Source organism: Streptomyces sp. NPDC030143 (genome assembly GCF_055573695.1).
Window position 1 is genome coordinate 1 of the sequence record NZ_JBVIAY010000046.1, and the last position, 25,574, is coordinate 25,574.

Here is a 25,574-nt window from a genome sequence, read left to right on the forward strand (position 1 = left end):
AGGTGTCGCCCATGGTGAACCCGGACCCCAAGCGGGTGAAGTCGGTGCCGTCGGTGCTGTGGAGAAGGTTCCCGGACGGGAGGCGCCGGGGCGGAGCGCGCGCAGCCAGATGCGACCGCCCGTGACGTTGGCGCTCGCGACTTCGGTGCCGGTGGTGTTCCAATTGCTGTCCGTGGCCAAGCCGTTGACCATCACTAGCGTGGTGTGCCGCCGTCTCGTTCGATGCCGGTCCACGCGGAGAGGTCGCGCAGCAGGGCGAGTCCGGCCCGGTCGCCGTCGCGCATCGTCGCGTAGTCCAGCTGGGTGGTCGCGGTGGAGGTGGGTCCCTGAATCCGGTCGGTGAGGGTATTGCGGGCCCAGTACAGGTCGTTGGCGATCGTCGCGGTGCGCAGGGTCAGGCCGTTGTCGACGGACCACTTGCCGTTGTCCGAATTGTGGTTCCATTCCCACTTCGGTTTCACGGTCGTTCCATCGAAGGTGCCGACGCCGGTCAGTGGGGTGACCTGGCGGGGTGGGGGCGGCAGGCGGTGCCTGGGATACGGCGTGTCCCAGGCACCGCCTACGAGTTGGACGACGGGCCGGCCGCGCCAGGCCCGACAGGACGAGCACGGCCGCGCGGCACAGGCGCGGGCGTGAGCATTGTGCGGGTGACGTCACACGAAGCTCCAGGAGGCGATCGGGGCTTGCCGCACTAATGCCAGGTGCACCCTTCCAAGTCCGGCATTCGGCGTGTGGGGGAGAGTCTTAATGGGACGGATGATGCGGGTGCTGTCATGCCCGGCATGTACACCATGCACAAGCCGCTTCGGCCGGGTCATGTTCGATACTGCGGACATGAACCGAACCTTCGAACGTCGCGGATTCTAGGAGTTGAGGGAGGGACAGCACAAGATTCCTAGAAGCCTCATCTCAATGGAACGTGATCGCTCAGTTCTTCTGGTAAGGAATGGATTCGCCCGGGGTGAGGAATGCTGGAGGGGCGAGAGGCAGCGGCCCGGGTTCGGGTGGAAGGGCTGCGGGAAGAAGTCACCCGGTTGGCTGGGGTGTTGGAGGCCGCCGAGATCGAGCTGGACCGGCGGGTGATCGCGCGGGAAGAGCTGGTCGAGTCCCTGGCAGCCTCGGCTGCCGAGACCACCGCCGTGACCGGGACCGAGGCGGAGCGGATCGCCATGGGGCGCGAGGAACCGCCGCCCGAGGGGATCGCCACGGTTCGGGGGGAGCTGATGGTTCGGAGGTCTTCGGGGGGTGCCTCGGGGGTAGGAGTGGGGGCGTTTGCCCAGGTCGGACGATGAACGCCGTCACCGGACCACTGCCTCGGCCGGCGGTGGGTGCCGAACCAGGCTGGTCATTCTCCGCCGAGTGGAGCAGCCAGGAAAAACTGGTCGTCACACTGGTGGAACCCGAGCTGGTGGTGGAAGTCGGCGTCGACGTCGCCCGTGACGCCTCCGGCCGGTGGCGGCATCCCGCGCGCTGGCACCGTGCCCGCCCCGACCTCTCCCCCGCCGACATCCCGACCTTCCGACGGCGACGTTGCGCAGCAAGGGCCTCCCGCTGCTTGGCCGGGTCGCCACCAAACGCCAGGGTCACTGCCCGGGAGTGGTCCGTCCCGTCCGTGACGCTTGTGAGGCGTCGGTGAGGTCGGCGCCGGTGGCGGCGTCCCGCTGGAGGTGGTTGGTGCCGTGCCAGTCCAGGCACATGACGGTCGCGTCGTCCTGCAGGTGGCCGTCGTTGGCGTCGACGATCGCCGCGATGAGGGTGCGGGCGGCCTCGCGGGGATGCAGATCGCGGGTGCGCACGATCAGGTCGGACAGGTTGAGGCTGTCTGCGTTGTGCTCCAGCATGCCGTCGGTCAGCATCACCAGCCGGTCGCCCGGCCGCAGGTCCAGCGACTGGACCTGGTAGCTGTGAGGGGCGTCGAAGCCGAACGGCATGTCGACAGTCGGAGTGATCTCCCGCACCTGGCCGTCCCGCATCCGCAGCGGCCAGGGGTGTCCGGCGTTGACGAACTCGGCTCTGCCGTCGATCAGGCTGATACGCAGGAGCTGGCCGGTGACGTAGCCTCCGTGGCCGTGCTCGCGCATGGCCTGGTCGGCCTGGCGGGCCTGTTCGGCGAGATCGGCACCGGCCCGCCGTGCCCGGCGCAGGGCGCCCACCGCAAGGGTGGCCAGCAGCGCGGCCTCGACATCGTGCCCCATGGCATCGGTGACGGAGAGCTGGACGGTGTCCCGGTCGATCGCGTAGTCGAAGGTGTCACCCCCGACGTGGTCGGCCGGCTCCAGCGCCCCGGCCACCGCGAACTGCGCCGCCTCGCACGCCAGCGACGACGGGAGCAGCCGGTGCTGGATCTCCGCGGCCAGACTCAGGGGCTTGGTCCGGCGTCCCCACTGGTACATGTCGGTGAAGGACCGGTTGGCGATGACGATGTACGCCAGCGCGTGCGCGGTCTCGCCGATCTCCCGCATCACTTCCGCGTCGGGCGCCGCCGGCAGGAACAGTTCGAGGAGTCCTATGGCGTCCCCGCGGTTGGTCACCGGGGCCACGATCCGCACCAGACCGCCGTCGCCCTCGTCCTCCACGCCCGGCCGCTGGGTACGGATCACATCGTCGTACAGGGTGCCCCGCAGCGTGATGCGCCGGGCGGGTTCGTCGGTGTCGACGCTGCCCGCCGCCCCCAGCCGTACGACCGAACTGCCGGTGAAGTCGGTGATCAGGAACGACACCGACATCGCCCCGAGGCGCTCCTGGAGCGTGCGCGCGACCACATCGAGCGACTCCACCGGCGCCGCGGCCTCCGCCGCCTCCAACGTCCCCGCCAACGTCATCGCCCTGCCCCGGCCACTTTCGCCCCGGGGAAGTCGAGAGGCCCGCCCTCCATCCGGCCCTCCTACAGTCACAGCGACTCCTCCATTGCTCGACGCTCAGGACTTCGCCCAGAAATACGCGGAAGACCACTACGGATCCCGGTACCCGGACAGGTCACATTGCACCACCGGGCCCGACTTCTGCCCCTCAAACACCGTTACTGGGTGACTGCGAGGAGGATGGCCGTGTAGTGCGCGGTGAAGGCGGCGATGGTCAGGGCGTGAAAGACCTCGTGGAAGCCGAACCAGGCCGGTGACGGGTCGGGTCGCCTGAGTCCGTAGACGACGGCGCCCCCGGTGTAGAGCAGACCGCCGGCGATGACGAGGACGACGACGCCGGCACCGCCGGTGCGCGCGAAGTCGGGCAGATTGAAGACGGCCACCCAGCCCAACGCGATGTAACACGGCGTGTACAGCCAGCGGGGAGCCCCGATCCACAGGACGCGGAAGGCGATCCCGGCCAGCGCACCCGCCCACACCACTGTCAGCAGCACCCTCTGCCGGTCTTCGGGCAGCAGCAGTACCGCCAGCGGTGTGTAGGTGCCCGCGATGATCAGGAAGATGTTCGCGTGGTCCAGCCGCCGCAGAACCGCCTCCCCGCGCGAGCCCCACGTTCCACGATGGTAGACCGCGCTGGTACCGAACAGCAGGCAGGCCGACACCGCGTACACCGCGCAGGCCGCCACCGCCGCGCCCGTACGCGAAACGGCGATCAGAACGATGCCGCCGACCAGCGCCAGGGGGAACACGCCGGCGTGCAGCCAGCCGCGCATCCTCGGCTTCAGCGCAGCCGCCGCCCGCTCCACCCCGCCTTCCGGGCCGGGGGCGGCAGTCAGCCGGCCTGTTGCGCCGGGGGACGCATCCATCGCCGGGATACGCAGGGTGCCCGGCGGGTTGCCCGGGCCGGACTGGGGCTCCCGTCCGTGGGACGGCGGCTCGGTGCCTTCGGCGATCATGCGCTCATATTCTTGAAAGGGCGGAAGTGTGCGCTCGGGCGCGGCATCGCGGACCGCGTATCAGGTGGCGGCTGTGTGCAGGGCTGCATTGCGGCGGTGTTCGGCGTTGATGCGCTGGGCTTCCTCGAGCTGGTCCTCGAGGACGATGATGCGGCACGCGGCCTCGATGGGGGTCCCCTGGTCGACGAGTTCCCGGGCGCGGGCGGCGATGCGCAGCTGGTAGCGGGAGTAGCGGCGGTGTCCGCCTGCGGAGCGCAGCGGGGTGATGAGGCGGTGTTCGCCGATGGCGCGCAGGAAGCCCTGCGTGGTGCCGAGCATCTCGGCGGCCCGGCCCATGGTGTAGGCGGGGTAGTCGTCGTCGTCGAGTCGGCTGAAGGTGTCGTCTGCTGTCATCTGACCTCTCTGGAACGCGTGGAGGGCCCTGACGCCGTACGGCGCCAGGGCCCGAAGGAACTGCTACACCATCTGCCGGCCCTACTACTGCGCCGGCCTTCTGTCTGCGCACGCCCGACCGGAATGCTGCCGGGGATGCTGGGATCGCGGTTGCTCGACCGGAGACCACCTCACTATCGATGTCCTGCGGTACCCGGACTCAACAAGCCGTCCGGGCGATCCTGATGGCGCCCAATTCCTCCGTTCATTCCCTCAGTGCTGGTACTGCTCTACTGCGTAGTACTGCTGGTGATGCGACCTGCTCCGCGGCCTGTCACAGCGCCACTCTTTCGGCAGCCAGCCCCGTCGCCCGTCCTGCATCTGCTCTGGCTTAGAACCCCACTGCCGAACCTCCCGGTGCGCGCGTCCGCAGCCGACGCCTTCACCGAGGTACCGCTCACTGACTGCACTGCTGGGTACCGCGAACTGCATGTGCGGGTACTGCCACTGCGGTACTGCTCGCGGCGGCCCCTGATCACTGCGGGCCACCCGGTCCGGTCGTCAGTCCCGTCACCGTCCTACAACCCTGGCTCCGGAACTCCACCACCGCACCGTCCTGCACACTGCAACTACGTACTGCTGCCTGACAGTTCGTTTCTGCCAGGCCCTGCTGTCTCTCTGGGTTACGAGAGAAACCATAACCACACCACCGCCCAATGTCTACTCCAGCCGACACAGATTTTCTGCGTGCCCGACGAGGAGACACGGCCTGGGCTGCCGTCCCCGCAGGCGCGGGGGCCTGCGGGGACGACCGCCCCGTCGTACCGCTCGGCAACGGGCGCGGAGAGCTACCCCCGCGCCCGCGGGGGTAGCTCAGCGCGAGAGCTGGAGCTAGTCACTCGTCCGGGCGTCAAAGTAGGCCCCACCCCGGAACGCCCCTGGCGCTGTCACCGGCCGTCGATAACGTGACCGCCGTGATGGTGGGCAATGAAGAAACCCGGCTGGTCGTCCTGCGCGGCAACAGCGCATCGGGGAAGACGTCCTTCGCGGCCGGCCTGAGCGAGCGGTTCGGCCGAGGCCTGGCTCTGGTCGGCCGGGACAACCTCCGCCGCATCGTGCTCCGCGAGCGCGACCGGCCGGGAGCGGCGAACATCGACCTGGTCGATCTGACGGCCCGCTACGCCCTGGACGCCGGATTCCGCGTCGTGGTCGAAGGCATCCTGTACGCCGACCGTTATGGCGACATGCTCGCCCAGCTGCGCGCCGACCACCGCGGCCCGACCCAACCTGGGTGCCGTTCGGCGAAACCCTCGCCCGGCACGCCACCAAGCCGATCGCCGACGACGTCAACGAAAGCAACCGCGCGACTGGTACCAGGAGCGCGATCTGCTGCCCCGCGGCATCGAGACCGTCATCGGCGCCGACAGTGCCTTGCACGAGACCGTCAACCGCATCATGCCCGAAACCGGCCTGGTCCACCTGCCCGCCGTGGACCGCTGACCGGGGCGCCGTCGCGACAGATTCCCTGCTCGCCACCCACCCCTGTAATCAACTCCGTCTGTTTCATTGACATCTCACTCAGAAGACCTAATTTTGGGAGCGCTCCCATAACAGCCCTGCAACTGGAAGGAGTCCCCCCACATGCGCAAAAAGAGTCCGTTAACCGGGCGTTCGCGGGCGTCCGTTCGCCGTCCTCTCCAGGCGCTCGTCATGCTGTTCGCCGTAGCCGTCGGCGCCCTCGCCTGGTCGACCCCCGCCCAGGCTCACGGCACCGTCGTCGGCCCCGCCACCCGCGCGTATCAGTGCTGGAAGACGTGGGGCAACAACCACACGAACCCGGCCATGCAGACCCAAGACCCCATGTGTTGGCAGGCCTTCCAGGCCAACCCCGACACCATGTGGAACTGGATGAGCGCGCTTCGCGACGGCCTCGGAGGCCAGTTCCAGGCACGGACCCCCGACGGGACACTCTGCAGCAACAACCTCTCGAGGAACGCCAGCCTGGACAAGCCCGGACCGTGGAAGACCACCACCATCGGCAACAACTTCTCGGTCCACCTGTACGACCAGGCGTCCCACGGTGCCGACTACTTCAAGGTCTACGTGAGCAAGCAGGGCTTCAACCCCAAGACCCAGACCCTGGGCTGGAGCAACCTCGACTTCATCACGCAGACCGGCCGCTTCGCCCCGGCACAGAACATCACCTTCCCCGTCCAGACCTCCGGCTACACCGGACACCACATCCTGTTCGTGATCTGGCAGGCCTCGCACCTCGACCAGGCCTACATGTGGTGCAGCGACGTGAACTTCGGCTGAGCCGCAAAGCACCGCACACGGCACCGGCCTCTGCCGGGCGCCGGTAACCCGCCGCCCGGCCGACCGAGCCCCGTCGGGGCAGGGGCCCCATTTGGTCACCCTGCCCCGACGGGGCACCGGGTGTTCGTGGCAGCGCTGGGCACACACGGGTGCACCGGCACCTACGCCGAACTGGCCGTCGCCGACGCCACCGCGGTTCACCCCCTGCCGTCCAGCCTGTCCTTCGCCCAAGGGGCGGCGGTCGGCGTCCCCTGCGTGACGGCCTGCCGTGCCCTGTTCCAGCGAGCCCGGCTGCAGCCGGGCGAAACCGTCTTCATCCACGGCGCGAGCGGCGGCGTCGGCCTTCACGCCACCCAGCTCGCCCGCGCCGCCGGAGCCGTCGTCATCGGCAGCGCGAGCACCTGACAGGAGCCGACCTGGTCCGCGCCGCCGGGGCCGCGCACGTCCTCGACCACGGATCGGCCGGATACCTGGACGAACTGACGCGGCTCCCCGACGGCCGAGGCCCCTCGATGATCATCGAGATGGCAGCGCACCTGAACCTGGAAAAGGACCTGACCTTCCTGGCCACCGCAGGCCGCGTGGTGATCGTCGGCAGCCAGCCTGGACTTCAGCCCGAGACTCGCCATGGTGAAGGAGGCCGCGATCCTCGGCCTCGCCCTGTGGAACGCCCCCCGGCGGGAACGACCGACGCCCTCACCGGGGTGGCGGCCCGCCTGCACGAAGACGCCCTGGTCCCGGTCGTCGGCGACACGCTGCCCCTGCGCGAGGCCGCCGCAGTCCACCGCCAAGTGCTGGAACAGGGGACCCGAGGAAGCTCGTACTGATCCCCGAATGACTCCGGCCTCGCCCGGCCCGCGCCGCACGTCCCGCTGACCGACCAGCACAGGTCAGCTCATGCTTCTACCGAAAGGTGAGTTCCATGTAAGACCCATTCAACGCCGCAACCGTCGAGTCGCGACTCGGCGTGCTGGGATCACCGACCTCGGGGATGGCATGTGAGGGTTTCTTGGCCCAGTGGTGACGTTGACGGTGCGATACCGGGGCACATGAACCCGGCACGGTCCGTACGGGTGTCCGGCAGGAGGAGCCAGTGGCCGGTCATGAGGTCTATGCCGCCAGCGCATTGTCGGTGGTGGCCGCGATACTGTTCGCGCGCTGGTGCCTGACGGGCCGAAGGAGCAGGCCGCGTACTGCTGTGGTGTCCCGCTGGACGGCGCTGAGGGAGGTCCGGCGCACGGGCTCCACCGCGGCTCAGGCCGAGCAGTGCCTGCCGACGGACACGCCGTGCGCTCAGCGGGCGGTGCAGGAGGCCGAAGACCTCGTGCACGGCTACTGGCGCCACCTCAGCCCCCTCTACCTGTCCAAACGCGACCATCCTCAGCACTGAGCCGATCGGCCAGCGCATACCCGGTACGCGGGGATCGGTCAGTCGCTGAGTGCTTGGCGGAGGGTTTCACGGCAGTCGATCACTGCGTCGACGCCGACGATCTGCAGGGTGCGCATCACGGCTTCGCCGGGTGCGGCCAGACGTATCCAGCCGCCGGCCTCGGTGAGGGTGCGGTGGGCGGCGACGAAGATGTTGATGCCGGTGGAGTCCATGAAGGTGACCCGGCTCAGATCGACCACGATGCGGGGGCGGGGAGCGCCGGAGGCGTCCAGGGCCTGGCGGAGCGCCTGGCCGGTGTCATGGTCGATCTCCCCTGCCAGGGTCAGCACGCGGATGCCGTCGGTGGCGGTGGAGACGACCGACAGCTGACCCGGCTGCTCAGCTTGTCCGGTGTCTGCCGTCTTTTCCTCAGCCATGCCGGTGATACTGGCACACCAGGAGCTTCGCCCAGCAGTGCTGCCCTGCACAGCCCGGGTAATGCCTTCGTATCGAGGGCGTAAAGCGTGTACCACGCATGCGCGGGTACACGCGGGGGCGTGAACGGGTTAGGAGAAGCGAGCCGGGATGGAACCAGCCCCGGTGGGTGAGGACAGCGCGGTACCGGATGAGCAGGCCATACAGACCACGGTGGCCCTGGAAGGCGACGGCACGTCCATCGCCCGCGCCCGCCACCTCGCCGCCGGCTTCCTCACCCGCGTGCAGGCCGAGTACGGCCTGCCGGTCTCGCAGCGTGCCGTGGACCTCACCCAGCTGGTGGTGAGCGAACTGGTCACCAACGCCCGCAAGTACGCGCCGGGCCCGGTGCTGATGGACCTGCGCATCGTCGGCGACGCGGTCGAGGTGGTGGTGTGGGACTGCGATCCGGTGCTGCCAGCGGCGAGGGCCGCCGACGCAGGTCGGGTGGGCCAGCACGGTCTGGAGATCGTCATGGCCGTCGCCCAGGGCTTCGAAGCGCAGCGGGAGCCGGTCGGCAAGCGCATCACCGCCCGCATCGCCCTCCTGGACGACCCCGGCGGCGCCATCGCCGGACGCCGGCCCCTGTAGAGGACGCAGGCCGCCCCCAGTCAGACAGGGCGTGAGGCGGCCTGGCGGGCCAGCGCTGCGTGCAGTTCCCCGAGAAGGACACCGGGCAGCGCCGCGCCCTGACCGAGTTTGAGGACCTGTTCAGCGACCTGAGTCAGTTTGGTGTTGGTGTGCTGGGAGACCTCCCGCAGCACCGTGAAGCCCTCGCGCGGGGGTATCTGTCCCAGGACGGTCAGCACGCCGATGGCCTGGTCGACGACGGCGTGCGAGGTGAGGGCCTGCCGCAGCTGCCGGTTCTCCGCTCGCAACCGTTCCAGCTCTTCCATCAGCTCATCGGCCGACGCCGATGTGGACTGCGGACGGGGATGGACGGATGAGGCCAAGGCAATCACCGGGAAAGACAGCGGACAGGGGCACTCTCACACGCCTGCCCCGGTTCCCTGTCAGCATCCATCCGATTCCAGCGCGTCACTACGCGTGAGTCCCCCGGCAGTAGCTTTCCGGAGGACGCCCACGGGGGCTTGCTTCCCAACCCCACTGGGGACGAGTCACCACGTCGGGAGCGGACCACTCCCCGGCGTGTGGGGGTCGACGCCGCCGACCACGCCATGCCATGCCATGCCGGCCAACGGTCGCACCTAACGATTGTCCCGGCCATCAGGCCCCTACAGTCCCGCGTGCAGGCACTCTGTCCGGGCTGTGGCAAGCCTGGTGGCCAGTGGAGACGCACTGACCGGTCCCCCTTCCACGCCTGTGCCCTTGAGCCTCACCAACTGGTCGTCTAGTTCCTGTTGTGCGCTGCGTGACAGCACCCAGCCCAGGGGTGCTTGGACACCGGGGCCGCGTACGTTGGCGAGCGTGAGGTAGCCGGCGCAGCCGAACGCCTCCAGAGCCCGCTGGCGCACGCTTGCCTCGGCCGACCCCACTGCGGCGAGCTTGCCCTTCAGCGGCACCAGGAGCTCCCGGGGGCGGCCCGGATCGGGTACCGATGCCACGCTGGTGTAGCCGTTGTCGATCTGGACGAGAACTGCTCTCACCGGCCGCTTCACGGTGCCGGAGCCGGGCTTGCAGTTCTGTGCGCCGGCGCTGCCCGCTGTGGTGCCAGTGCCGGTTCCACCGGCAACGCTCTGGTTGTGGCAGGCGATCAAACGGCCGAGCTGCGCGTGCAGGTCGATGGCGGTTAGGCTGCCGGTGGCGTCGACGTAGCCCCCGTCGATCACGGACAGCGCGGCCTCATCGTGGCCGCACCTGTGACCGGTCAGCCGCCCCGACGGGCTGATGAAGGGGAAGCGCGCGGAAAGCAACGCGGCGGTCGACCGGTTGACGTCGTCGCTCTCGCACAGGAATCCGGCGCGCAGGTCGATGAGTGCCGGTCCACCCAGCCCGGGCTCTTCACTCGGGGAGCTCTTCTGCCGGCGCAGTGCCTCGGGGCGTTGCGTGCAGGAGGTCGCCCCGACGGGAAGGTCGTAGGCGCCGAGCCTGACGGGGGACGTCAGCACCCGACACCCACTCTCCGTCGCACTGCCGTTGAGGATCGCCAGCGGCTTCCAGGGGGTCCCGGTGTTCGTCGGAAACGTCTGCCAGGTCGCGTAGAAGGCCTCCGCCAGCTCCTCCTGCCGACGTTCCCAGGACATTTCCAGTACGGCCGCCCGGTCCCGGATGTCGAACCCGAAGAACACCCGGGGCAGGTCGACGAACGCCAGCCAGGCCACCGCCTCGGAAAGGTGGTCCTGCCCGAAGACCTCCCGGTGGGCCGGTGCGTCCGGCGCGTCGGCCTCGGTACGCGAGATCCAGGACATCGCACCGAGGCTGCCGCCGGAGACGCCGCTGACCGCGAAGACGGGGGCCCGTCCGTCCGCCGGCGTACAGGAGGAGCCGGCGGGCGGGGTGACGGGACCCGGCGGGAAGAGCCAGTCGAGAACGGACGCCGTCCAGTACGCGGCCCGGATCCCGCCGCCCGAAGCGGCCACGATCACCAGGGGCACGGGCTCGCTCGTACTCGGGGAGCCCTGCGTTCCGGGGCCGTCCGGCACGCTCGCGCAGTTGGCGACGGCCCAGCTCTGGAAGGCGGCTTCCAGGTCCACTGCGTCGGCCGGCTGCGGCGCGTCGGCCTCGTTCCGGACACGTACGGCGTTGTTGCCTTCCGTGTCCATGACCGAGGCCACCACGAACCAGACCAGCAACAGCACGAAGACGGGCGTGCGCTCCAGCTTCAGGAGCCGGAATCCCGGGACCGGCGTGGCGCGTTCGGACCAGCGCTGCATCTCGTTCAAGACCAAGAGCACCAGACCGAGGACCCCGGCCAGCACGGCCAGGGGCCCCACCCCGGCCGGTACGTTCCAGGTCACGTCCGCCCAGACGGTGGCGACGCAGGCGACTGCGAACGCGACGAACAGACCGGCAAGGACGTAGTACGGCACGTGCCTGTAGTTCCCCGTGTCGGGTGGCTTCGCCCAGCCGTACCAATCTTCGACCCATTTCAGCACGTACGGGAGCAGGAGCCCGACCACGGCAGCCAGCAGCCCGAGGACGACGAGGGCGACGGCGGTCCCGGGTCGCGGTCCGACGATGGCGGGAGCGACGGCCGAACGGACCGCGAACACGCCGAGCACCAGCAGCGGCAGCGCGGCGAGCCCGCGCGCGAGGGCCAGCTGCACGTCGGTCAGCAGGAGCATGGTCGTGGTGGATGCCGGGGTGCCGCCCCGGGCTGAGGCTGCGGTCGTGGTCCTGGTCGTGCTCATCTCGGCGGCGCGCAGGCTCGTTCTCGTCTTGGCCGCCTCCACTTCGGGATCGCTGTCCGCCCTCTTGCGGACGCGTGCCCCGCCGATCCAGGACAGGACGAACACGCAGCCGAGAACGGCGGCCAGGGCTCGCAGATTGCGCAGGTCCGGGACGAAGCTGAGCCCCCCGCCGAGAACGGCTGCCAGCAGCACCAGCCACTGGGGGACCGGGCCCTGCATGTCCTCCTCGGAGACGGCGGCGCGGTACACGCTGCGCCACATGAGCAGCGCCAGCAGGAAGACGGCGACCGGTGTGGCGATGAAGGGGCCCGGGTGATCGAGCAGGCCGAGCAGGGCATCGGGCGCCTGGTCAACCCCCACTCCGCCAGCGAGGATCAGCAGCAGGGCCGAGACGCCGAGTTGCAGCCGCAGTCCGGCAAGTTCCCGCCAGGGAGCGCCCTGGCCCACGCGGGTGTGCACGGCCAGCACGATGAGGACGAACAGGGCCAGCCCCACGAGGACCCACTTGGCGAGGGCGGCCCAGCCCACCAGCTGGTAGAGGAAGCTGACGGTCCCCGTCTCCTGGCCGGTACGGGCCAGCCGGTACTGGCCGATGCCCTCGATGACCTCGACCACGCCCAGGACGACGATCAGGACGCGGACGTGGGCCGGCCTGGTCGCCCGGCACAGCATCGCTGTCGCAGGGTCCCCGGGCTCGGGACCCGGGGGTTTCGGGCAGATCCGCGCACGGAGCGCGGCCACAGCCCAGTAGAACAGCGCGAGGTAGAGCGCGACCATGACCAAGTCGAGTCTCACATACCAGCGGATGAGCTGCCCCGCCTGCGGCCCGCCCGCCTGAGGAGCGTCGGACTGCCGGGGACTGTCCGCGAAGGCAGCCACGCACTGCTTCACGCGGGGCCCGGGCCCGGGGTCCGTCTGGGGTGTCCGGCCGGCGTCGGCCGCACTGGTGTCCGGCAGTGCGTTGAACCACACGCACCACGCGGTGTACGCGTCGGCGCGCACCTGCCCCGAGTCGGCATTCAGCGTCACCAGGCTGGCCCAGGTCGCCGAAGGGTAGCCCGGGGTCTCAATCCGGCCGAGTGCGGCGTCGATGCGCCCCAGCACGATGAACAGGAGCGCCAGCAGGACCAGCGCGGGTGCCACAAGTCGCCTTCCACCCTGCTGCGTGGGCGGCTGCGAGTCCCCGGCCATGCGCGCTCCCGTTCCGTCGATGCGGCCATCGTGGCCGCCGGGGCTCTCCGCAGGTAAGCCGCCGAACGGGTCTCCCGCACCGCACTGTGCGTTACGGGGCGGAGCGGCGACGGTCGTCTGCGGACGCAGGGCACCTGATCACCACCAGCCCTGGTCCGGACCAGCTTCTGGATCCGGTGTGCAGGCGTGTGTGCGGGCCGTGCCGGCCGGTCGTCAGGAGTGGCCTTCGGTCGCCGGGGGCGCGTTGTCGAGGTCGGCGAGGTCTTGGGACGTCAGTTCCAGGTCCGCCGCGTGGATGTTGTCCCGCAGGTACGTCGGGCGGGTGGTACCGGGGATGGGGATGACGTGCCGGCCCTGGGCGAGGATCCAGGCGAGCGCGATCTGGGCCGGGGTCGCGGCGTGGCGCTCCGCGACCGTGCGCAGGACGGTGACGATCTGCAGGTTCGCGGCGCGGGCCGGAGAGGTGAAGCGGGGGTGGCGGGCGCGCAGGTCACTGGGCGGGAAGGGGGTGTCCGGGGTGATGGTGCCGGTGAGGAATCCGCGTCCCAGGGGCGCGAAGGGGACGAACACGGCACCGTTGCGGGCGCACCAGCCGACGATGTCTTCCTCGTGTGCCCGGGTGCCGAGCGATCGCCGGGACCAGAGGGAAAGTTCGGACTGGATGGCGGCGACGGGGTGTATCCGATGTGCCTGGTCGGCCTCCTGGATGCTGACGTCCGAGAGGCCGAGGTGGCCGATCTTGCCCTCTGTCACCATTTCGGCGAGGGCGCCCCAACTGTCCTCCAGGGGGACGGCTGGATCGATGCGGTGCAGGTAGCACAGATCCACGGTGTCGGTACGCAGGCGGCGCAGGCTCGCCTCGACCGCGTTGCGCAGGTGTGCTGGTCTGCCGTCGCGGTGCAGTGCCATAGCCGCGAGGTCGTCCACGACCAAGCCGACCTTGGTCGCGAGGAACGCCTCGCGGCGGCGGGGGGCCAGGGTCTGGCCGATCAGCGTCTCGTTGTGACCTTCACCGTAGACGCCCGCGGTGTCCAGGAATGTGACTCCGAGGTCCAAGGCTGCGTGCAGCAGCGCGGCTGAGGCTCGGTCGTCGGGCTGCGGGCGGGCGTACATCCAGGGGCTCATCCCGGCACAGCCCAGGCCGACGGCTCCGAGCGGCCGTCCGGTCGGTGGGAAGGGTCTGGTCCTCGTGTTCATCGGTCTGCCGCTGTTTCGTGGTCCTGTGTGTCGTTCACGCGGTGGCCGGCACGGAAGACGGCGCGGACCCAATCACATGATCAACAGCCCACACTACCTGCTCCGGAAGCCCGGGTACGGGGTATCACCGGCACCCGATGCGTGCAGAGCGTGCACGCGACCGCGTGTTGCGTGTGAAGGGCCCACGGTGTTCCGCCGCACCTGCCGATGGGCCGCACCATGCGGTACTGCTGGCGCAGGGAGCGGCACACCACACCACACCCCGGCGCCCGGAATCGGCCGTCGCTGGTTGCCATGATCACGGTAGGGATACCGCCGCAGGAATCCGGTATTCACTGCGCAGCCGGACGGGACGCCAAGCAACGAAGGTCCGTAAGCCCAGCGGTCACACTGGTTCGGAATCGTTTTCGAGCTGACTCGTGCTGGCCTGCAGCCATGCCGTCAGCCGGCGGACGCGTCCGTCCTGCTCGGGTGATGGACGGCTGAGGAGGTGGTAGCTGGTGCCTCGGGGACGAAACCGAAGGGTGCGACGAGTTGCCCTCGCTCCAGGTCGTCGCGGGCGACGGCATACGGGGCGATGGCGACCCCGACGCCCGCCGCGGCAGCCTGGAGGGTCAGGTAGAAGTGCTCCAGGGTCTGCTCGGAGACGGGCTCTGCCTTCATGCCGGTGATACGCCGCCAGTCGTCCCACGCCTGCGGTCGTGAGGCGGTGTGCAGAAGGGCTACCTGCGATACGCCGGCGTCGCCGGTCAGGTGGGTCGCGAGATCGGGCCGGCAGACGGGTCCGATCCGCTCTGCGAACAAGCGGTTCCGGCTCGTCGCCTCTTCGGGGAACGGGAAGTCGTCTCGGCGGATCGCGAGGTCGATGTTGTCCCGCTCGAAGAAGACAGGGCCGCCGCCTGCGGACAGGTGGACGGCGACGTCCGGCACGTCCGCGGCCAGATCGGGGAATCGGGGAATGAGCCACCGCATCAGGAGTGCGGGCTCACACGAGAGGGTGAGCGGTCCTGCGGGTGTGCGGTGTGAGACCTGCCGGGTTCTGCAGCTGCCTCCGCGGCTGGCTCAACTGGTCCTGGAGCACCTTCAGCACGCCGAGGCCGCCTGGGAGTCCAACCGTGCTGCCAGCACTACCCCATGGCTGTTCGCCGGTCTGAACCCGGCCCGCCCGATCCAGTCGCAGTACATCTACCTGAAGCTCAGGCGCCTTGGACTGGGCGGCCTTGCAGGCCGCAACACCGCCCGTCTCGCACTGGCAGCCGGCGTACCTGCCTCAATCCTCGCCGCCCTTACCGGGACCGGCATCGACAACGCAACGGACTGGGCGAACTTCGTCAAGCGCAACCGGACCGACCACATCGCCAGCCGCAAAGACCCCTGAGGCCTGCTCAGCTACTCCGTGACCTGTCCGCTTCGAGGACCCGGTGAAGCGCCTCCAAGGGGTACGGGCTCTCCCTGCTCTCCTCCTGAATCTTGAGGTAGAAGTCCGTCAGCACTGCGGCGAGCGGTGCATGGCGGGAGAGGATCGCCCTGGCCTCTGGCGATCCGCCCGGCGGCTTCTTCCCATCGGCACATGCGTGAATGAGCGCCACGCGTTCGTTCCGCTCATATCCGTATAGAGCAGTGATCAGCCAGTTCACCAGCCAGCTGACCGTGTAGCAGCGATCGTAGGTCCGGTGCAGTTCGAAGAACTGTGTCTCGGACGGTGACAGATCGAATCGGGAGGAGAGGGCGAGGCCATAGTCCGTGAAGTAGAGGCGTCGGCCGTCGGTCAGGATGTTCTGAAAATGGGCGTCGAAGTGCAGGAGCCCGCGAGCGTTCATGAAGGACGTGCCGGCCTCCAGTTCGCGCTCCACCAGGGAGAGAGCCCGGTCGGCAGATTCTTCACCAGCCTGCACCTGCTCGGTGAGCCACTCGTGGAGCGTCTGAGAGATGTACTCCAGGAACAGCACGAGGCTCGCAGAGGACTGCTGAAGGGCCTCGATACGACGGCGTACCTCGGGTCGGCCTCCCCAATAGGCCACGGCCCGCTCCACGTCCGCGAGTTCTTCCGGAAGAGCGGTTCTGTCCGGCAGCACGCGCCAGTGGTACATCACCGGAAACCCCTGGTACTGCCCTCCGAGCACCCAGTTCGTCGTCATGGTGTGAACAGCGAGCTCCCGCCACGCACCGAAACTAGGCCCACCGACGCCGTACTGGCAGTAGGTGGGCAGCCCGAACAGGTTGGCCGTGGACCGTACGTGCTCCGGCAACCGCTCCATGTCCGTGAGCGGCACCCGCTTCACGAAGACCGGCTTTCCGTCGACCTCCAGCAGCGCGGACTTCCCGCCGATACCGGAGCCGAGTGGCACGGCGGTGTCCACCAGCTCGGCCAGCCGGTGATCACTTCGCAGGGCGAGTGAAGTGGAAACAGCGCTGTAGGCAGCCAAGCGCGCTTCTTCCGACATGTCGAGATGCTCGACTGCTACCTGCATCGAAACGCCGACCTCGTTTCCGCCATGTCCGCGAGAGTTTCACCAGCTGCTGTCTCTGCACTGTAGGTGCAGGTCGACGTGGAGATCAGCGGAATCGACGCACGGCGCTGGTTCTCACGGTTCAGTGCCCGCACTCGCCTGCCACCCCCTGGCAGGGCCACAACCTCGAACGCGCCAGCACGGCGGTCGCTAGGCATACGGCAGCTGCAGAACAAGTGCTCTGCGCCAGTACCGCTGCGCACCCAGGGCGTCTGCGACCCCTGCGACAAGGGCTACGAGCCCAGTCCTGACACCTACATGGAGTCCACGGCCCCGGTCGTCCACCGGCTGGCCGCATAGCGCGAACCCCGTCCCAGCCACACAGGCGGGGACGGGGCCCTGCAAAGTTGGTCGCAGCGTGCGTTGGCTCGCCCGCTGCCTTCGCGACGTCCTTCGTGACGATGAGACGCACCTCCGCCCACAGCAAGGACATCTCCTCGGAGGTCTCACCTGTTTGATCCGCTAGCTCCTCGTCTTCAACGTTCCATAGGCGGCTGCACTTCTGATACGAGCTGTTGACGCTCCGCATCAACTCGGCGACCTGCTTCTGACGGACGGTCCACAGCGCCGCCACGCGCTGAGCCTCCGCCGCGATCTCCGCCGCCTCACGAGCTGCTGCCGCCTGAGCCCTACCGCCATTCGCCTGTATCCTCGCACCGATCACGTCGGCGATGACGGCGATGGCCGCCACCAGGGCAGCGGCTATCTCGGGTTTTTCTCGAAGTACCTCCCCGTGTCCACCGGCACATCATGTCGAATTCTGGCGCTTCGCCCGCTGGCTGCGTAGGTGGAAACGGAGAGCGTTTGTAGACGAGTTGCAGGAGCAGCCGCTTGTCGCTGGTGCCCGCAATGTTGATGAGGTGTGGAAACGCCTGTCTGGCGTGTCGGCGTCGGCTGATGGCGGGCAGAGGTTGCCCTGCCTGTGATCGCTACGTGGGCGTCGCCTCTCGGCGTCCCGCCGCGGTTGGTGGGATGGCGGCTCCGTTGAGGCAGCGGTCGAGGAGTGCGTGCATACGGGGTACGGGGAGGGACGGGTTGGCCGCGGCGCCTTCTGCGGTGCGGGGGGCGGCGAGGAGCGTCTCCAGGGCTTCCGGTGTCAGACTCGGGTTGGCGGCGGCGGCCCGACACACCGCCTCGTCGGCATCGTCCACCGGTGGTTCGGGCAGGGTGGGATCGGCTGCGGCCAAGGCGCGTACCTCGGGATCCGGGTGGCCGATGAGGTGGGTCCGGCCGGTGCGCGGGAAGCCGGGCAGCGTCAGCAGGTCCGAACGGTGGTCCGGGCGGGTGACGAAGACGTCCAGGAGGAGGTGTGGCGGAGCCAATGGGTGGTTGCAGGCCAGCCGGATCCGGACCTCCTCGTCGTCGTCCTGCGCGAGTGTCCCGACGAGTTCTTCGGGCAGGCCGGACCAGCTCGCCGCAACCCGGCGGAGCACCGGTTCCCCGGACACCGCGCAGGCGGCGAACCAGTCGGGCGACGGCACGGTGGCCGGGTCGGGGTCCGGCTCGATGATCGGGCAGATGCATTCAGGACCGTGCCCGATGACCCGGTCGATCACGTCGTACTCGACCCAGGTGCGGGGGAAGGGGTGGAGGCGTGCGCGCATCCGCACGTCCTCGTCCGGGTCCTCCCTCAGCGCCGCCACCAGGTCCGGTCCCAGGTCGGGCCGGGCGGCGACCATCTCGCGGACCTTCGCCTCGGGATGCCGGGCGAGCCGGGCGACGGCGTCGGCCGGAGTGTGGGGGTTCCGGGCCAGAGGGTGCACCGTGTCGTCCGCGAAGCACTGCTCGACGAGCGCGGGCGACAGAGCGCACCTGCCGAGCACGAACGGCCTGCTGCTCGGACGGATGGACGGCAGCTCGGCCTCCACCCGTTCCGGGTCCAGCTCCCAGTTCCTGTCCTGCGCCGCTTCACGGACCGCGGGGTCCGGATCGTCGAGCAGCCCCGCCCGCTGCGCCAGGGTGAGCGACTCCCACCGCCAAGTGGCCCAAATCCGGAGTGCGGGGTCCTCGCGGCCGGCCATGGAACGGAAGAAGGACAGCGGGATCTGCCGGGACGAGTCGAGCTCCCAGATGATCTCGTTCGCGGTGACCTTGCCGTCCTCGCCCCCGTCCTGGGCAGTCAGGAGGGTGACGAGGATGTCGTCCGGCAGCGGTCGGACCCAGCGGGGCCAGGGGCGGAGGTGGGGGTTTGCGAGCCGCGCGCGGACGAGTCCCGACGGGTCCGTGGCCAAGGGGGCGAGTCGCGAAGGATCTACGTACTGGTTGCGGGCGAGCGCGCCGCGGATCCGCCACTCGGGGTGGCGCAGGGCTGCGTCGATGACGGCGTCGGGCAGGTCGCGGTCCTTACACATCAGCTGGCCGAGATCACCGGCCGCTTGATCCATCAGGCGTATCAGTACGTCGGAGGGCGCCGCCGGATTGAAGGCGACGCCGCGCAGCCAGAGTTCACGCAGAAAGTCGGACACCGCGTCATCCTGCCACCCCGTCGCGCGCCCGGACCGGGCCACGTGGCGACCACGCCGCTCGCTGGCAGCTCCATCCGAAGGCTTCGGTCGGCCTCCTCGAAGAACTACCGCTACTCGGCGAACCGACAAGTGCCGGTGCATGCCGACACCCGCCTCGTGCTGGCCGTTGGTCGCCCGCTGCCGGGTAACCGCAACGACTGCACTGCCTTCACCGAATCCGGCATCGACAGAGCCTGCGGCAGGGCCACCGTCCTCACTGACGGCGGATACCAGGGCACCGGCGCCTTCCCCAACCTCGCAAGGCCGGCCAGGACCGGCTCGAAGGCTGGAAGGACGACCACAACGCTTCACACCGCCGGGTGCGCGCCCGCATCAAGCACGCCTTCGCCCGGATGAAGAACCGGAAGATCCTTCGGAACTGCCGTCGCCGCGGCGACGGCGGCTACCGGGCTGCCAGCGGCATCGCACGTATGCACAACCTGGCCCTCGACCAGTGAAAGGTGCGCCTCTTTTGATGGGCGGAGCACAGGTTGGGGGTCACTTTCCGTAAGCGCGCAGGAAGACGTCAATCGCAGCGTCAGCGACGGTGTCCATGGCGGCGGTGGGGCGGTACTCCAACGGGCCGGTGAGAAGAGAGAGGAAGTGCTCGGCGGCGAGCTCCGGGTCGCACGGGCGCAGGCGGTCGGCGAGAGCCAGGCGGGCCAGGCGGTCAGCGAGGGCGGAACGTACCCGCAGGGCTGTGCGCTCGCGTACGCTCGCCGCCAGGTCGGGGAATTGGGCAGTCTGGGCAGAGGCCAATTGCCGCACGGCGCGAGCGTCTTCGCTGCCAAACGCCTGGAGCAGGCCGTGGGCCACGGCCGTGAGTGACGCGCGCGGGTCGCTGTCCGCGACGGCCTCGCGCAGCTGCTCGACGACGGCGAGGCTCTGCGCGCCGACCCGGTCGGCAGCGGCCTCTACGGCCTCGCGATAGAGGCTCTCCTTGTCGTTCAGGTGACTGTAGACGGTCGGCTTGGCGACGCCTGCCTCCTGCGCGATGTCCTTCACGCACGCCTGGGCGTAGCCGTGTCGCGTGAATACCGCGAACGCACCGTCCAGGATCGCCTGCCGCCGCTCGATCCGTCCACGGGCGGGACGCCCGCCCCCGGTTGACACTTCTGAACCCATGGGTTCAGTGTAGTGACTGAACCGATGAGACCGAATTTCTGAACCAGCTGGTTCAGTCCGCAAGGGAGGGGTGGGACAGGCGTGATCGTCCACATGCTGCGCTTCACGTTCAAGGAAACCGCGACCGAGGAGGATCGGGAGCACGTACTCGCGGTGCTGCGTGGCACGGCCTCTCTCGAGTCGGTGTCGTTCTCGACTGTGGGCCAATGCCTCGGTGATCCCGACGGCTTCACCCATGCCTACTGTGTGGGCATCACCGACCTGCCGACCCTGCGGCGCTACATGCACGACCCGGTTCACCTGGCCGGCGACCCGCAGATCACGCCCTACCTGGCCAGGATCGCTATCGGCCCGGACCTGTCCGACGACATGGCGCCCACCCTGGCCCGGGACATCCTCGCCCTGCATGAGGAGAAGGTCGCGCTCTATCCGGAGTGGGCCGCAGAACTCGGCCCGCTGCTGGCGGCCTGAAGGCGCCCGGCGCCAACAGTCGGCACGGCACTGTCACGTTGGCTGACTGGTGGGATGATCTTCTGGTTGATCAGGCGGGGAGGGGTCGTCGGTGGGGAGCGCGTCGCCGTCGTACAGGGCCACCGGTACCCGGTCGAGGTGATCTCCCACTGTGTGTGGCTGTACTTCCGCTTCCCGCTGTCGTTCCGAAGGTCGAGGAGCTCATGCTGGAGCGCGGGATCGTCGTCTCCTGCGAGACGGTGCGCCGCTGGTGCGGCAAGTTCGGGCAGACCTACGCAGGCGCGCTGCGCCGCCGGCAGCCCCGGCCTGGTGACATGTGGCACCTGGACGAGATCTTCATCAGGATCAACGGCGTGCAGCGGTACCTGTGGCGGGCCGTCGACCAGGACGGCAACGTCCTGGACATCCTCGTGCAGAACCGCCGGGACAAGGCGGCGACCAGACGCTTCTTCCGCAGACTATTGAAGAGGACCGGTGCGGTGCCGCGGTTGATCGTCACCGACAAGCTCCGCTCCTACGGTGCCGCCTACCGCGAGGTCATGCCCTGCGTCGAGCACCGGCAGTCGAGGTACCTGAACAACCGGGCGGGAACAGCCACCAGCCCACCAGGCAGCGGGAACGGGCGATGAAAGGCTTCCGCTCGGTGGGCGGAGCACGGCGGTTCCTCTCCGCGTTCAGCGGTATCTCGCCCCACTTCCGCCCCGCCGCCATCTGACGCCCGCACACCACTACCGCGCCGAGATGACCGTCCGCTTCGCAATCCGGGAGCAGATCACCGGCGTCGCCGGCCTCGCCACCGCGGCCTGAGCACAGCCCGGAACCGGGCTCCACCACGCCACGACATGCCATCAGACACGTACGCACCCAACAACGTGACAGCGCCCACCTGGGCGGTGCGTTCGGTTGACCCCCCAGGGCCGGCGCGGCGCGGCCGACCGCCGTGCGGTGACGGCGTGGCGTTCGCTGGTGAGGGAACGCCACGCCGTCGTGTCATGCGTCGGTCGGGCCGGGGCCGGGCAGGCGGGGCGTCACAGCCTGCGCCAGACGGAGCCGGGCTGTCCTACACACTCCCACTGCTGGATCCTGGCGCCGTCGTCCTGGGAGGAGTTCTGCACCTCCAGGCACTTGCCGCTCTCGTTGACGATGTTGAGGGCGTCGTAGTCGACTCCGATGATCCTCCAGTAGGTGCCGTCCTGGCCCTTGCAGTCCCACTGCTGGGCGCGGGCGCCGTTGTCGTCCTTGGAGTTGTCGATCTCCAGGCACTTGCCGTTGCCCGCCCGCCGGATGAGGACCACACCCGCGATGCCGGTGCGCTCGAAGACCCACTTGGCGCCGTCCTGGCCGACGCATCCCCACTGCTGGGCGATGGCGCCGTTGGTGTCGGCGGACTCCCTGATCTCCAGGCACTTGCCGCTGTTGCGGTTCCACACGCCGAGCCCGGTCACGGGTTCCAGTACTGCGGTGGTGCTGTAGGAGACGGTGTCCGGCCAGCGCCCGTCGTTGCGGGCGGCGGTGAACACCTGGCGCGTACCGTCGGCGGTGACCGTCGCGGTGCCGAGGTCGTCGTCGCCAGCGAAGTCGTCCTCCTCGATACGGATGGTGACCTGCTCACCGGCCTTGAAGAACAACTGCTCGTAGCCGCCGCCCTTCGCGACGTAGGGCTGCCCGCAGTAGCTGTTGCGGTCGACCCACGGTTCGACGAACCTGACGCAGGTCCCGGACTTGGGGATGTCGAAGGCGCCGTCGTCCACCGGCCACACCCGGTGGCCGTTGACCAGGACGCGCACCTCGTCACCGTCCCCGGTGTTGGAGTCCTCCTCCAGGTCCGCGGCCATGAGCCCACTGAGTTTGAGGGCGATCAGGCCATCTCCCTGGGCGAGGGCCGACGGTGCCGTGCCGGCCCTCGCGGGTCCGGCCGCGGCGGCACCCGCTGTGTTCCCGGGCAGGACGACGACGAGCAGTGCGATCAGGGACACCAGGCCCCGAACCGTTGAGCTCACATGCATGGATGGAATCCTCGCGTCTCAGGGGGCGCGACGGACTTACGGCCGGACAACGGCCGCACGGCGCTCGCGCGGGACTCCGGAATCCCCCGTGGCGTGTCCGGAGCCGACTGCCAACCTAGAAAGCGGGGGGAGGCGCCGCCATCCCAGAAGTGTGGGGGTGTCGGGCCGTTGCGCCCGGTTCAGGCTTGCGGGCGAGCCGTCGGAACGTCCGCGTCCTGTCCCAGGGCGGGCCCGTAGTGCCTGGCGAACAGGGTCGTCACCAGTTCCCTGCGGCTGCGCACGCCCGTCTTGTCGAACACCGCCTTGAGATGGTCCTGGACGGTGTGCGGCGACAGCCGGGCGAGGCGGCTGATCTCCGCGGTCGCGTGTCCCCGCAGCACGAGTTCGGTGATCGTGCGTTCCCGGGGGGTAAGCCCATAGGCGGTGCACAAGAAGGAGGTGCGTTCCTCCGGCCGGGCTGACTCGACGGCGACGGCGACGACGGTTCTGTCCGCGTCCGCGGCGGCACTGGGCCGGCCGTGGTCCGCGCGCAGCGACCACGCGTGCAGCCGGGCGGGGCCGAGCGTGCGGGTGTGTGCCCAGGAGGTGAGCGATCCGCCGCCTGCCGGGGCGCGGACGGCGGCGGCCACGGCGCACAGGGCGGGGGGCAGATCGGTGCGCCGGTCACCGAGCGGGGCGCGGCCGGCGTTCCGCAGTTCGTCGAGCCACGGACCGGCCGTCGGGCTCTGGTGCACCACCTGGTAGTCGGCATCGAGGAGGATGAGCCCCGGGGCGGTGGGAGAGGAGGCCTGCCACGCCCGCTCGGTGACGTGGAGCCGGCGCAACGCCTCCCCCAGGGGCTGTGCGAGCGCCGCCGCGACCGCCAGGTCGGCGTCGTCGAAGGCCGCGGCGTCACGTCCGCGGCCGAGGATCAGCGCGCCCCACACACCGTGCCGGTCGCGCAGTGCCACCCGTAACTCGTCGCGGTAGCCCAGGGGACGGACGATGTCCTGGTACCGGGGGCTGTGCGCCAGCCGGTCACCGGCCTCGCGGCTGAGCAGGCCGACTGGTAGCGGGCGCCGCGCGAGGTCCGGCAGCAGGTTGACGTCGCCTTGGCGGTACTCGATGTCCAGCATGCGCGGCATCAGGGGCTCGGGCACGGCGTTGCGGTAGTTGCCACCGGTGTTCATCAGGGTGGCCGGGTCGACGGTGACGCCGGCCCAGACGTCGGACGGGAGCAGCGGGGCCAGCGCGGTCATCACCGCGTCGAAGAACTCCTCGACGTCCCGCGCGGTCGTCACCGCGTGGGCGGTTGCCCTCAGGGCCCGCCCGACGCGCCCCCCGCTCTTGGACATGGGTATCAGGGTAGCCGCGGCGGCGGGGCGTCAACAGCGTCATGTGCCATCTGCCGGACGGTGACGGCTTTTTTTTTGGGGGGGGGGGAGCGCACGTCGGTGCCGGTCTCCTCCAACGACCGCCGTCTCGCTACACGTTACCCACTTTTGGGTGAGCCGTTTCGTCGCGGTGGGGTGGCGCGTGATGGCGGTTTACGGCGTCGGGCCAGTGGATCCGAAGGGCAGCACCCGACGGGCCGTCAACCTGGTGCATTAGCGGCTATATGGTCGGTACAGGCGAGAGTCACAGCAATCTGTTCAAACGGTAACGGTCTCCGCGTTCTCCTTCCAGGGCGGAAGGTGCGGGTGGCTGGCGACGGTGCCCCGGGAGGTGACGCCGGGCCTGCGTCCGGTGATGGAGATAGCCGGTGTCGACGCCGAACCTATCGACTGGTCATCCACCCGGCGCCAGCGGGTCGAGGACGTCCTGGAAGGCCTCACCTACAAGTAGGCGCAGGAACATGGACGGCTGCCAGGAGAGAAGGCCCGCCACGGCCTCGGCTGGTGGGCGGCGCGGGACACCCGTCCCGAGAAGAAGTTCCCTTCCGGACATCGACGACGACCTGGCGACCGGGGTGCGCGGGCGGCCGCAGCGGCTGGGCCGTCCGGCCTGCCGGTGGCTGGCCCCGTTCGTGATGCTGACGGCCGTGGGCGTGCTCGTCGCGGGGCCGAGCGGGGCGACGAAGTCAGGGAGTGGGTGACGGCGGCGACGGCCGGCATCGTCGCCGTGTCGGGTACGGCGCTGCCCGTCGGGGCCCGGAGCAGGTGGCCGTTCCGGGCGGCGATCCTGGTGGCCGGTATGGCTGTGGCACTGCTCCTGCTGCGGGGCTCGGACATGGCCTGACATCGATCGACGCGGCCAGGATCTGCGAGATCCACGGATCAGCGAGATCGAACGTCAGCGCAGAGAAACATAGGAGGTTCCCGGGGGTCGATCCCGCACGTTCGAAGGGGCGAACAGTCAGGGCAGTTGCGCCTGGAGGACGAAACGGTACAGAATCCGCTCCTGCCTTCACGCTCCCAATTTTCTCACATTCATGGGATGTCCTGGAAAGTGATCAGCGTGGTATCTATACGCATGCGCCAGTGAGCGGTCCGAGTCGAGCCGCTCGGCTCACGGCGCGAGAGGCTCCCCGCCCATGCCGTTCCGCCCGTGCGTCAGGCGGCCGCCGACGCCGACGGGACGGCCGTACGGCACAGCCGCTGACACGGACGGCGATCACCCCCGTCGACTCAGCGAATCACCCGCAGAAGAGGACGCCCGTATGAGAAAGCCCTGGATTCTCCCGCTGGTCACGCTTGCCACCGCCGTGCTCGGAGTGACGGCGGCAGGTGTGGCCCCTGCCTCCGCCGCCACCGACACCCCTTTGCGGGTCATGCCGCTGGGTGACTCGATCACCTATGGCATAGGCAGCAGCAACGGCGACGGCTACCGCGGTCCGCTGTGGAACAGGCTCGCGGCGGACGGGCATCCGCTGGACTTCGTGGGCACGGAACGGAGCGGCTCGATGTCCGACAACGACAACCAAGGCCACCCC

At 69.3% G+C, this 25,574-nt stretch carries 23 protein-coding genes and 5 pseudogenes; 14 read left to right on the forward strand and 14 right to left on the reverse strand.

From position 1 onward, the window contains the following. A pseudogene (locus ACZ4YY_RS36585) lies at positions 1–584 on the reverse strand (beta-xylosidase family glycoside hydrolase); the annotation flags it as partial. Between the two features lie 384 nt (positions 585–968). On the opposite strand from ACZ4YY_RS36585, the gene ACZ4YY_RS36590 reads away from it, so the two are divergent. After that, complete coding sequence (locus ACZ4YY_RS36590) at positions 969–1,292, forward strand: hypothetical protein (protein ID WP_468299601.1); 324 nt, start codon at positions 969–971, stop codon at positions 1,290–1,292. A 291-nt stretch (positions 1,293–1,583) separates the two neighbouring features. Here the strand turns inward: ACZ4YY_RS36590 and ACZ4YY_RS36595 are convergent, their stop codons facing one another. The 3 genes from ACZ4YY_RS36595 to ACZ4YY_RS36605 all read right to left on the reverse strand — a co-directional run bounded on the left by ACZ4YY_RS36595 (position 1,584) and on the right by ACZ4YY_RS36605 (position 4,210). Further along, positions 1,584–2,822 carry a PP2C family protein-serine/threonine phosphatase gene (locus ACZ4YY_RS36595; RefSeq protein WP_468299603.1) on the reverse strand — a complete coding sequence of 413 codons (1,239 nt, stop codon included), beginning with the start codon at positions 2,820–2,822 and terminating at the stop codon, positions 1,584–1,586. A gap of 197 nt (positions 2,823–3,019) precedes the next feature. Further along, positions 3,020–3,817, reverse strand: a complete 798-nt coding sequence (trhA, locus tag ACZ4YY_RS36600) for a PAQR family membrane homeostasis protein TrhA (RefSeq protein WP_468299605.1) — start codon at positions 3,815–3,817, stop codon at positions 3,020–3,022. A gap of 60 nt (positions 3,818–3,877) precedes the next feature. Beyond that, positions 3,878–4,210 (reverse strand): MerR family transcriptional regulator, encoded by a 333-nt coding sequence (locus ACZ4YY_RS36605; protein ID WP_468299607.1) that lies wholly within the window; start codon positions 4,208–4,210, stop codon positions 3,878–3,880. A 956-nt stretch (positions 4,211–5,166) separates the two neighbouring features. Here ACZ4YY_RS36605 and ACZ4YY_RS36610 point away from each other — a divergent pair. The 5 genes and pseudogenes from ACZ4YY_RS36610 (at position 5,167) to ACZ4YY_RS36630 (ending at position 7,895) form a co-directional block, all read left to right on the forward strand. Further along, a pseudogene (locus ACZ4YY_RS36610) lies at positions 5,167–5,689 on the forward strand (P-loop NTPase family protein). A 141-nt stretch (positions 5,690–5,830) separates the two neighbouring features. After that, positions 5,831–6,505: a lytic polysaccharide monooxygenase auxiliary activity family 9 protein gene (locus ACZ4YY_RS36615; RefSeq protein ID WP_468299608.1), complete on the forward strand. Its 675-nt coding sequence runs from the start codon at positions 5,831–5,833 to the stop codon at positions 6,503–6,505. 120 nt (positions 6,506–6,625) lie between these two features. Further along, a complete protein-coding gene (locus ACZ4YY_RS36620) occupies positions 6,626–6,910 on the forward strand; it encodes a hypothetical protein (protein WP_468299643.1) in 285 nt (94 codons plus the stop codon). A gap of 74 nt (positions 6,911–6,984) precedes the next feature. Next, a complete protein-coding gene (locus tag ACZ4YY_RS36625) occupies positions 6,985–7,332 on the forward strand; it encodes a zinc-binding dehydrogenase (protein ID WP_468299641.1) in 348 nt (115 codons plus the stop codon). Between the two features lie 374 nt (positions 7,333–7,706). Further along, complete coding sequence (locus ACZ4YY_RS36630; protein WP_468299610.1) at positions 7,707–7,895, forward strand: hypothetical protein; 189 nt, start codon at positions 7,707–7,709, stop codon at positions 7,893–7,895. A 38-nt stretch (positions 7,896–7,933) separates the two neighbouring features. On the opposite strand, the gene ACZ4YY_RS36635 is transcribed toward ACZ4YY_RS36630, so the two are convergent. After that, entirely contained in the window at positions 7,934–8,311 is a 378-nt protein-coding gene (locus tag ACZ4YY_RS36635; protein ID WP_468299612.1) for an STAS domain-containing protein, read from the reverse strand. Between the two features lie 148 nt (positions 8,312–8,459). Between ACZ4YY_RS36635 and ACZ4YY_RS36640 the strand changes: the two genes are divergently transcribed. Next, positions 8,460–8,939 (forward strand): ATP-binding protein, encoded by a 480-nt coding sequence (locus ACZ4YY_RS36640; RefSeq protein WP_468299614.1) that lies wholly within the window; start codon positions 8,460–8,462, stop codon positions 8,937–8,939. 20 nt (positions 8,940–8,959) lie between these two features. Here the strand turns inward: ACZ4YY_RS36640 and ACZ4YY_RS36645 are convergent, their stop codons facing one another. The 4 genes from ACZ4YY_RS36645 to ACZ4YY_RS36660 all read right to left on the reverse strand — a co-directional run bounded on the left by ACZ4YY_RS36645 (position 8,960) and on the right by ACZ4YY_RS36660 (position 15,019). Further along, on the reverse strand, positions 8,960–9,244 hold the full coding sequence (locus tag ACZ4YY_RS36645) for an ANTAR domain-containing protein (protein ID WP_468299616.1): 285 nt from the start codon (positions 9,242–9,244) through the stop codon (positions 8,960–8,962). Positions 9,245–9,583: 339 nt separating this feature from the next. Further along, positions 9,584–12,850, reverse strand: coding sequence for a hypothetical protein (locus ACZ4YY_RS36650; RefSeq protein WP_468299618.1), 3,267 nt, complete (start codon positions 12,848–12,850; stop codon positions 9,584–9,586). Positions 12,851–13,063: 213 nt separating this feature from the next. Then, the gene (locus ACZ4YY_RS36655) at positions 13,064–13,975 is read right to left on the reverse strand and encodes an aldo/keto reductase (RefSeq protein ID WP_468299619.1); all 912 of its coding nucleotides are present in this window, start codon (positions 13,973–13,975) and stop codon (positions 13,064–13,066) included. Positions 13,976–14,488: 513 nt separating this feature from the next. Further along, positions 14,489–15,019, reverse strand: coding sequence for a LysR substrate-binding domain-containing protein (locus ACZ4YY_RS36660; RefSeq protein WP_468299621.1), 531 nt, complete (start codon positions 15,017–15,019; stop codon positions 14,489–14,491). Between ACZ4YY_RS36660 and ACZ4YY_RS36665 the strand changes: the two genes are divergently transcribed. Next, positions 15,006–15,425: a hypothetical protein gene (locus ACZ4YY_RS36665; RefSeq protein WP_468299623.1), complete on the forward strand. Its 420-nt coding sequence runs from the start codon at positions 15,006–15,008 to the stop codon at positions 15,423–15,425. The genes ACZ4YY_RS36660 and ACZ4YY_RS36665 overlap by 14 nt on opposite strands. 7 nt (positions 15,426–15,432) lie before the next feature. Here the strand turns inward: ACZ4YY_RS36665 and ACZ4YY_RS36670 are convergent, their stop codons facing one another. After that, positions 15,433–16,518, reverse strand: coding sequence for a protein kinase family protein (locus ACZ4YY_RS36670; RefSeq protein ID WP_468299625.1), 1,086 nt, complete (start codon positions 16,516–16,518; stop codon positions 15,433–15,435). A gap of 968 nt (positions 16,519–17,486) precedes the next feature. Then, positions 17,487–19,022 carry a hypothetical protein gene (locus tag ACZ4YY_RS36675; RefSeq protein WP_468299627.1) on the reverse strand — a complete coding sequence of 512 codons (1,536 nt, stop codon included), beginning with the start codon at positions 19,020–19,022 and terminating at the stop codon, positions 17,487–17,489. A gap of 96 nt (positions 19,023–19,118) precedes the next feature. Here ACZ4YY_RS36675 and ACZ4YY_RS36680 point away from each other — a divergent pair. Further along, a pseudogene (locus tag ACZ4YY_RS36680) lies at positions 19,119–19,519 on the forward strand (transposase); the annotation flags it as partial. Positions 19,520–19,559: 40 nt separating this feature from the next. Here ACZ4YY_RS36680 and ACZ4YY_RS36685 read toward each other — a convergent pair. Then, the gene (locus tag ACZ4YY_RS36685) at positions 19,560–20,186 is read right to left on the reverse strand and encodes a TetR/AcrR family transcriptional regulator (RefSeq protein WP_468299629.1); all 627 of its coding nucleotides are present in this window, start codon (positions 20,184–20,186) and stop codon (positions 19,560–19,562) included. An 81-nt stretch (positions 20,187–20,267) separates the two neighbouring features. On the opposite strand from ACZ4YY_RS36685, the gene ACZ4YY_RS36690 reads away from it, so the two are divergent. Together ACZ4YY_RS36690 and ACZ4YY_RS36695 are read left to right on the forward strand one after the other, a co-directional pair. Then, positions 20,268–20,657: a Dabb family protein gene (locus ACZ4YY_RS36690; protein WP_468299631.1), complete on the forward strand. Its 390-nt coding sequence runs from the start codon at positions 20,268–20,270 to the stop codon at positions 20,655–20,657. Positions 20,658–20,748: 91 nt separating this feature from the next. After that, positions 20,749–21,464: pseudogene (locus ACZ4YY_RS36695) on the forward strand (IS6 family transposase). Positions 21,465–21,685: 221 nt separating this feature from the next. On the opposite strand, the gene ACZ4YY_RS36700 reads toward ACZ4YY_RS36695, so the two are convergent. Together ACZ4YY_RS36700 and ACZ4YY_RS36705 are read right to left on the reverse strand one after the other, a co-directional pair. Further along, positions 21,686–22,663, reverse strand: coding sequence for an RICIN domain-containing protein (locus ACZ4YY_RS36700; RefSeq protein WP_468299633.1), 978 nt, complete (start codon positions 22,661–22,663; stop codon positions 21,686–21,688). A gap of 179 nt (positions 22,664–22,842) precedes the next feature. Further along, complete coding sequence (locus tag ACZ4YY_RS36705) at positions 22,843–23,997, reverse strand: helix-turn-helix transcriptional regulator (RefSeq protein ID WP_468299635.1); 1,155 nt, start codon at positions 23,995–23,997, stop codon at positions 22,843–22,845. A 358-nt stretch (positions 23,998–24,355) separates the two neighbouring features. On the opposite strand from ACZ4YY_RS36705, the gene ACZ4YY_RS36710 reads away from it, so the two are divergent. From ACZ4YY_RS36710 to ACZ4YY_RS36720, 3 genes and pseudogenes are all read left to right on the forward strand, one after another. After that, complete coding sequence (locus ACZ4YY_RS36710; protein WP_468299637.1) at positions 24,356–24,487, forward strand: hypothetical protein; 132 nt, start codon at positions 24,356–24,358, stop codon at positions 24,485–24,487. A 246-nt stretch (positions 24,488–24,733) separates the two neighbouring features. Next, positions 24,734–24,880, forward strand: coding sequence for a hypothetical protein (locus tag ACZ4YY_RS36715; protein ID WP_468299639.1), 147 nt, complete (start codon positions 24,734–24,736; stop codon positions 24,878–24,880). Between the two features lie 421 nt (positions 24,881–25,301). Continuing rightward, positions 25,302–25,574, forward strand: a pseudogene (locus ACZ4YY_RS36720) (hypothetical protein); the annotation flags it as partial.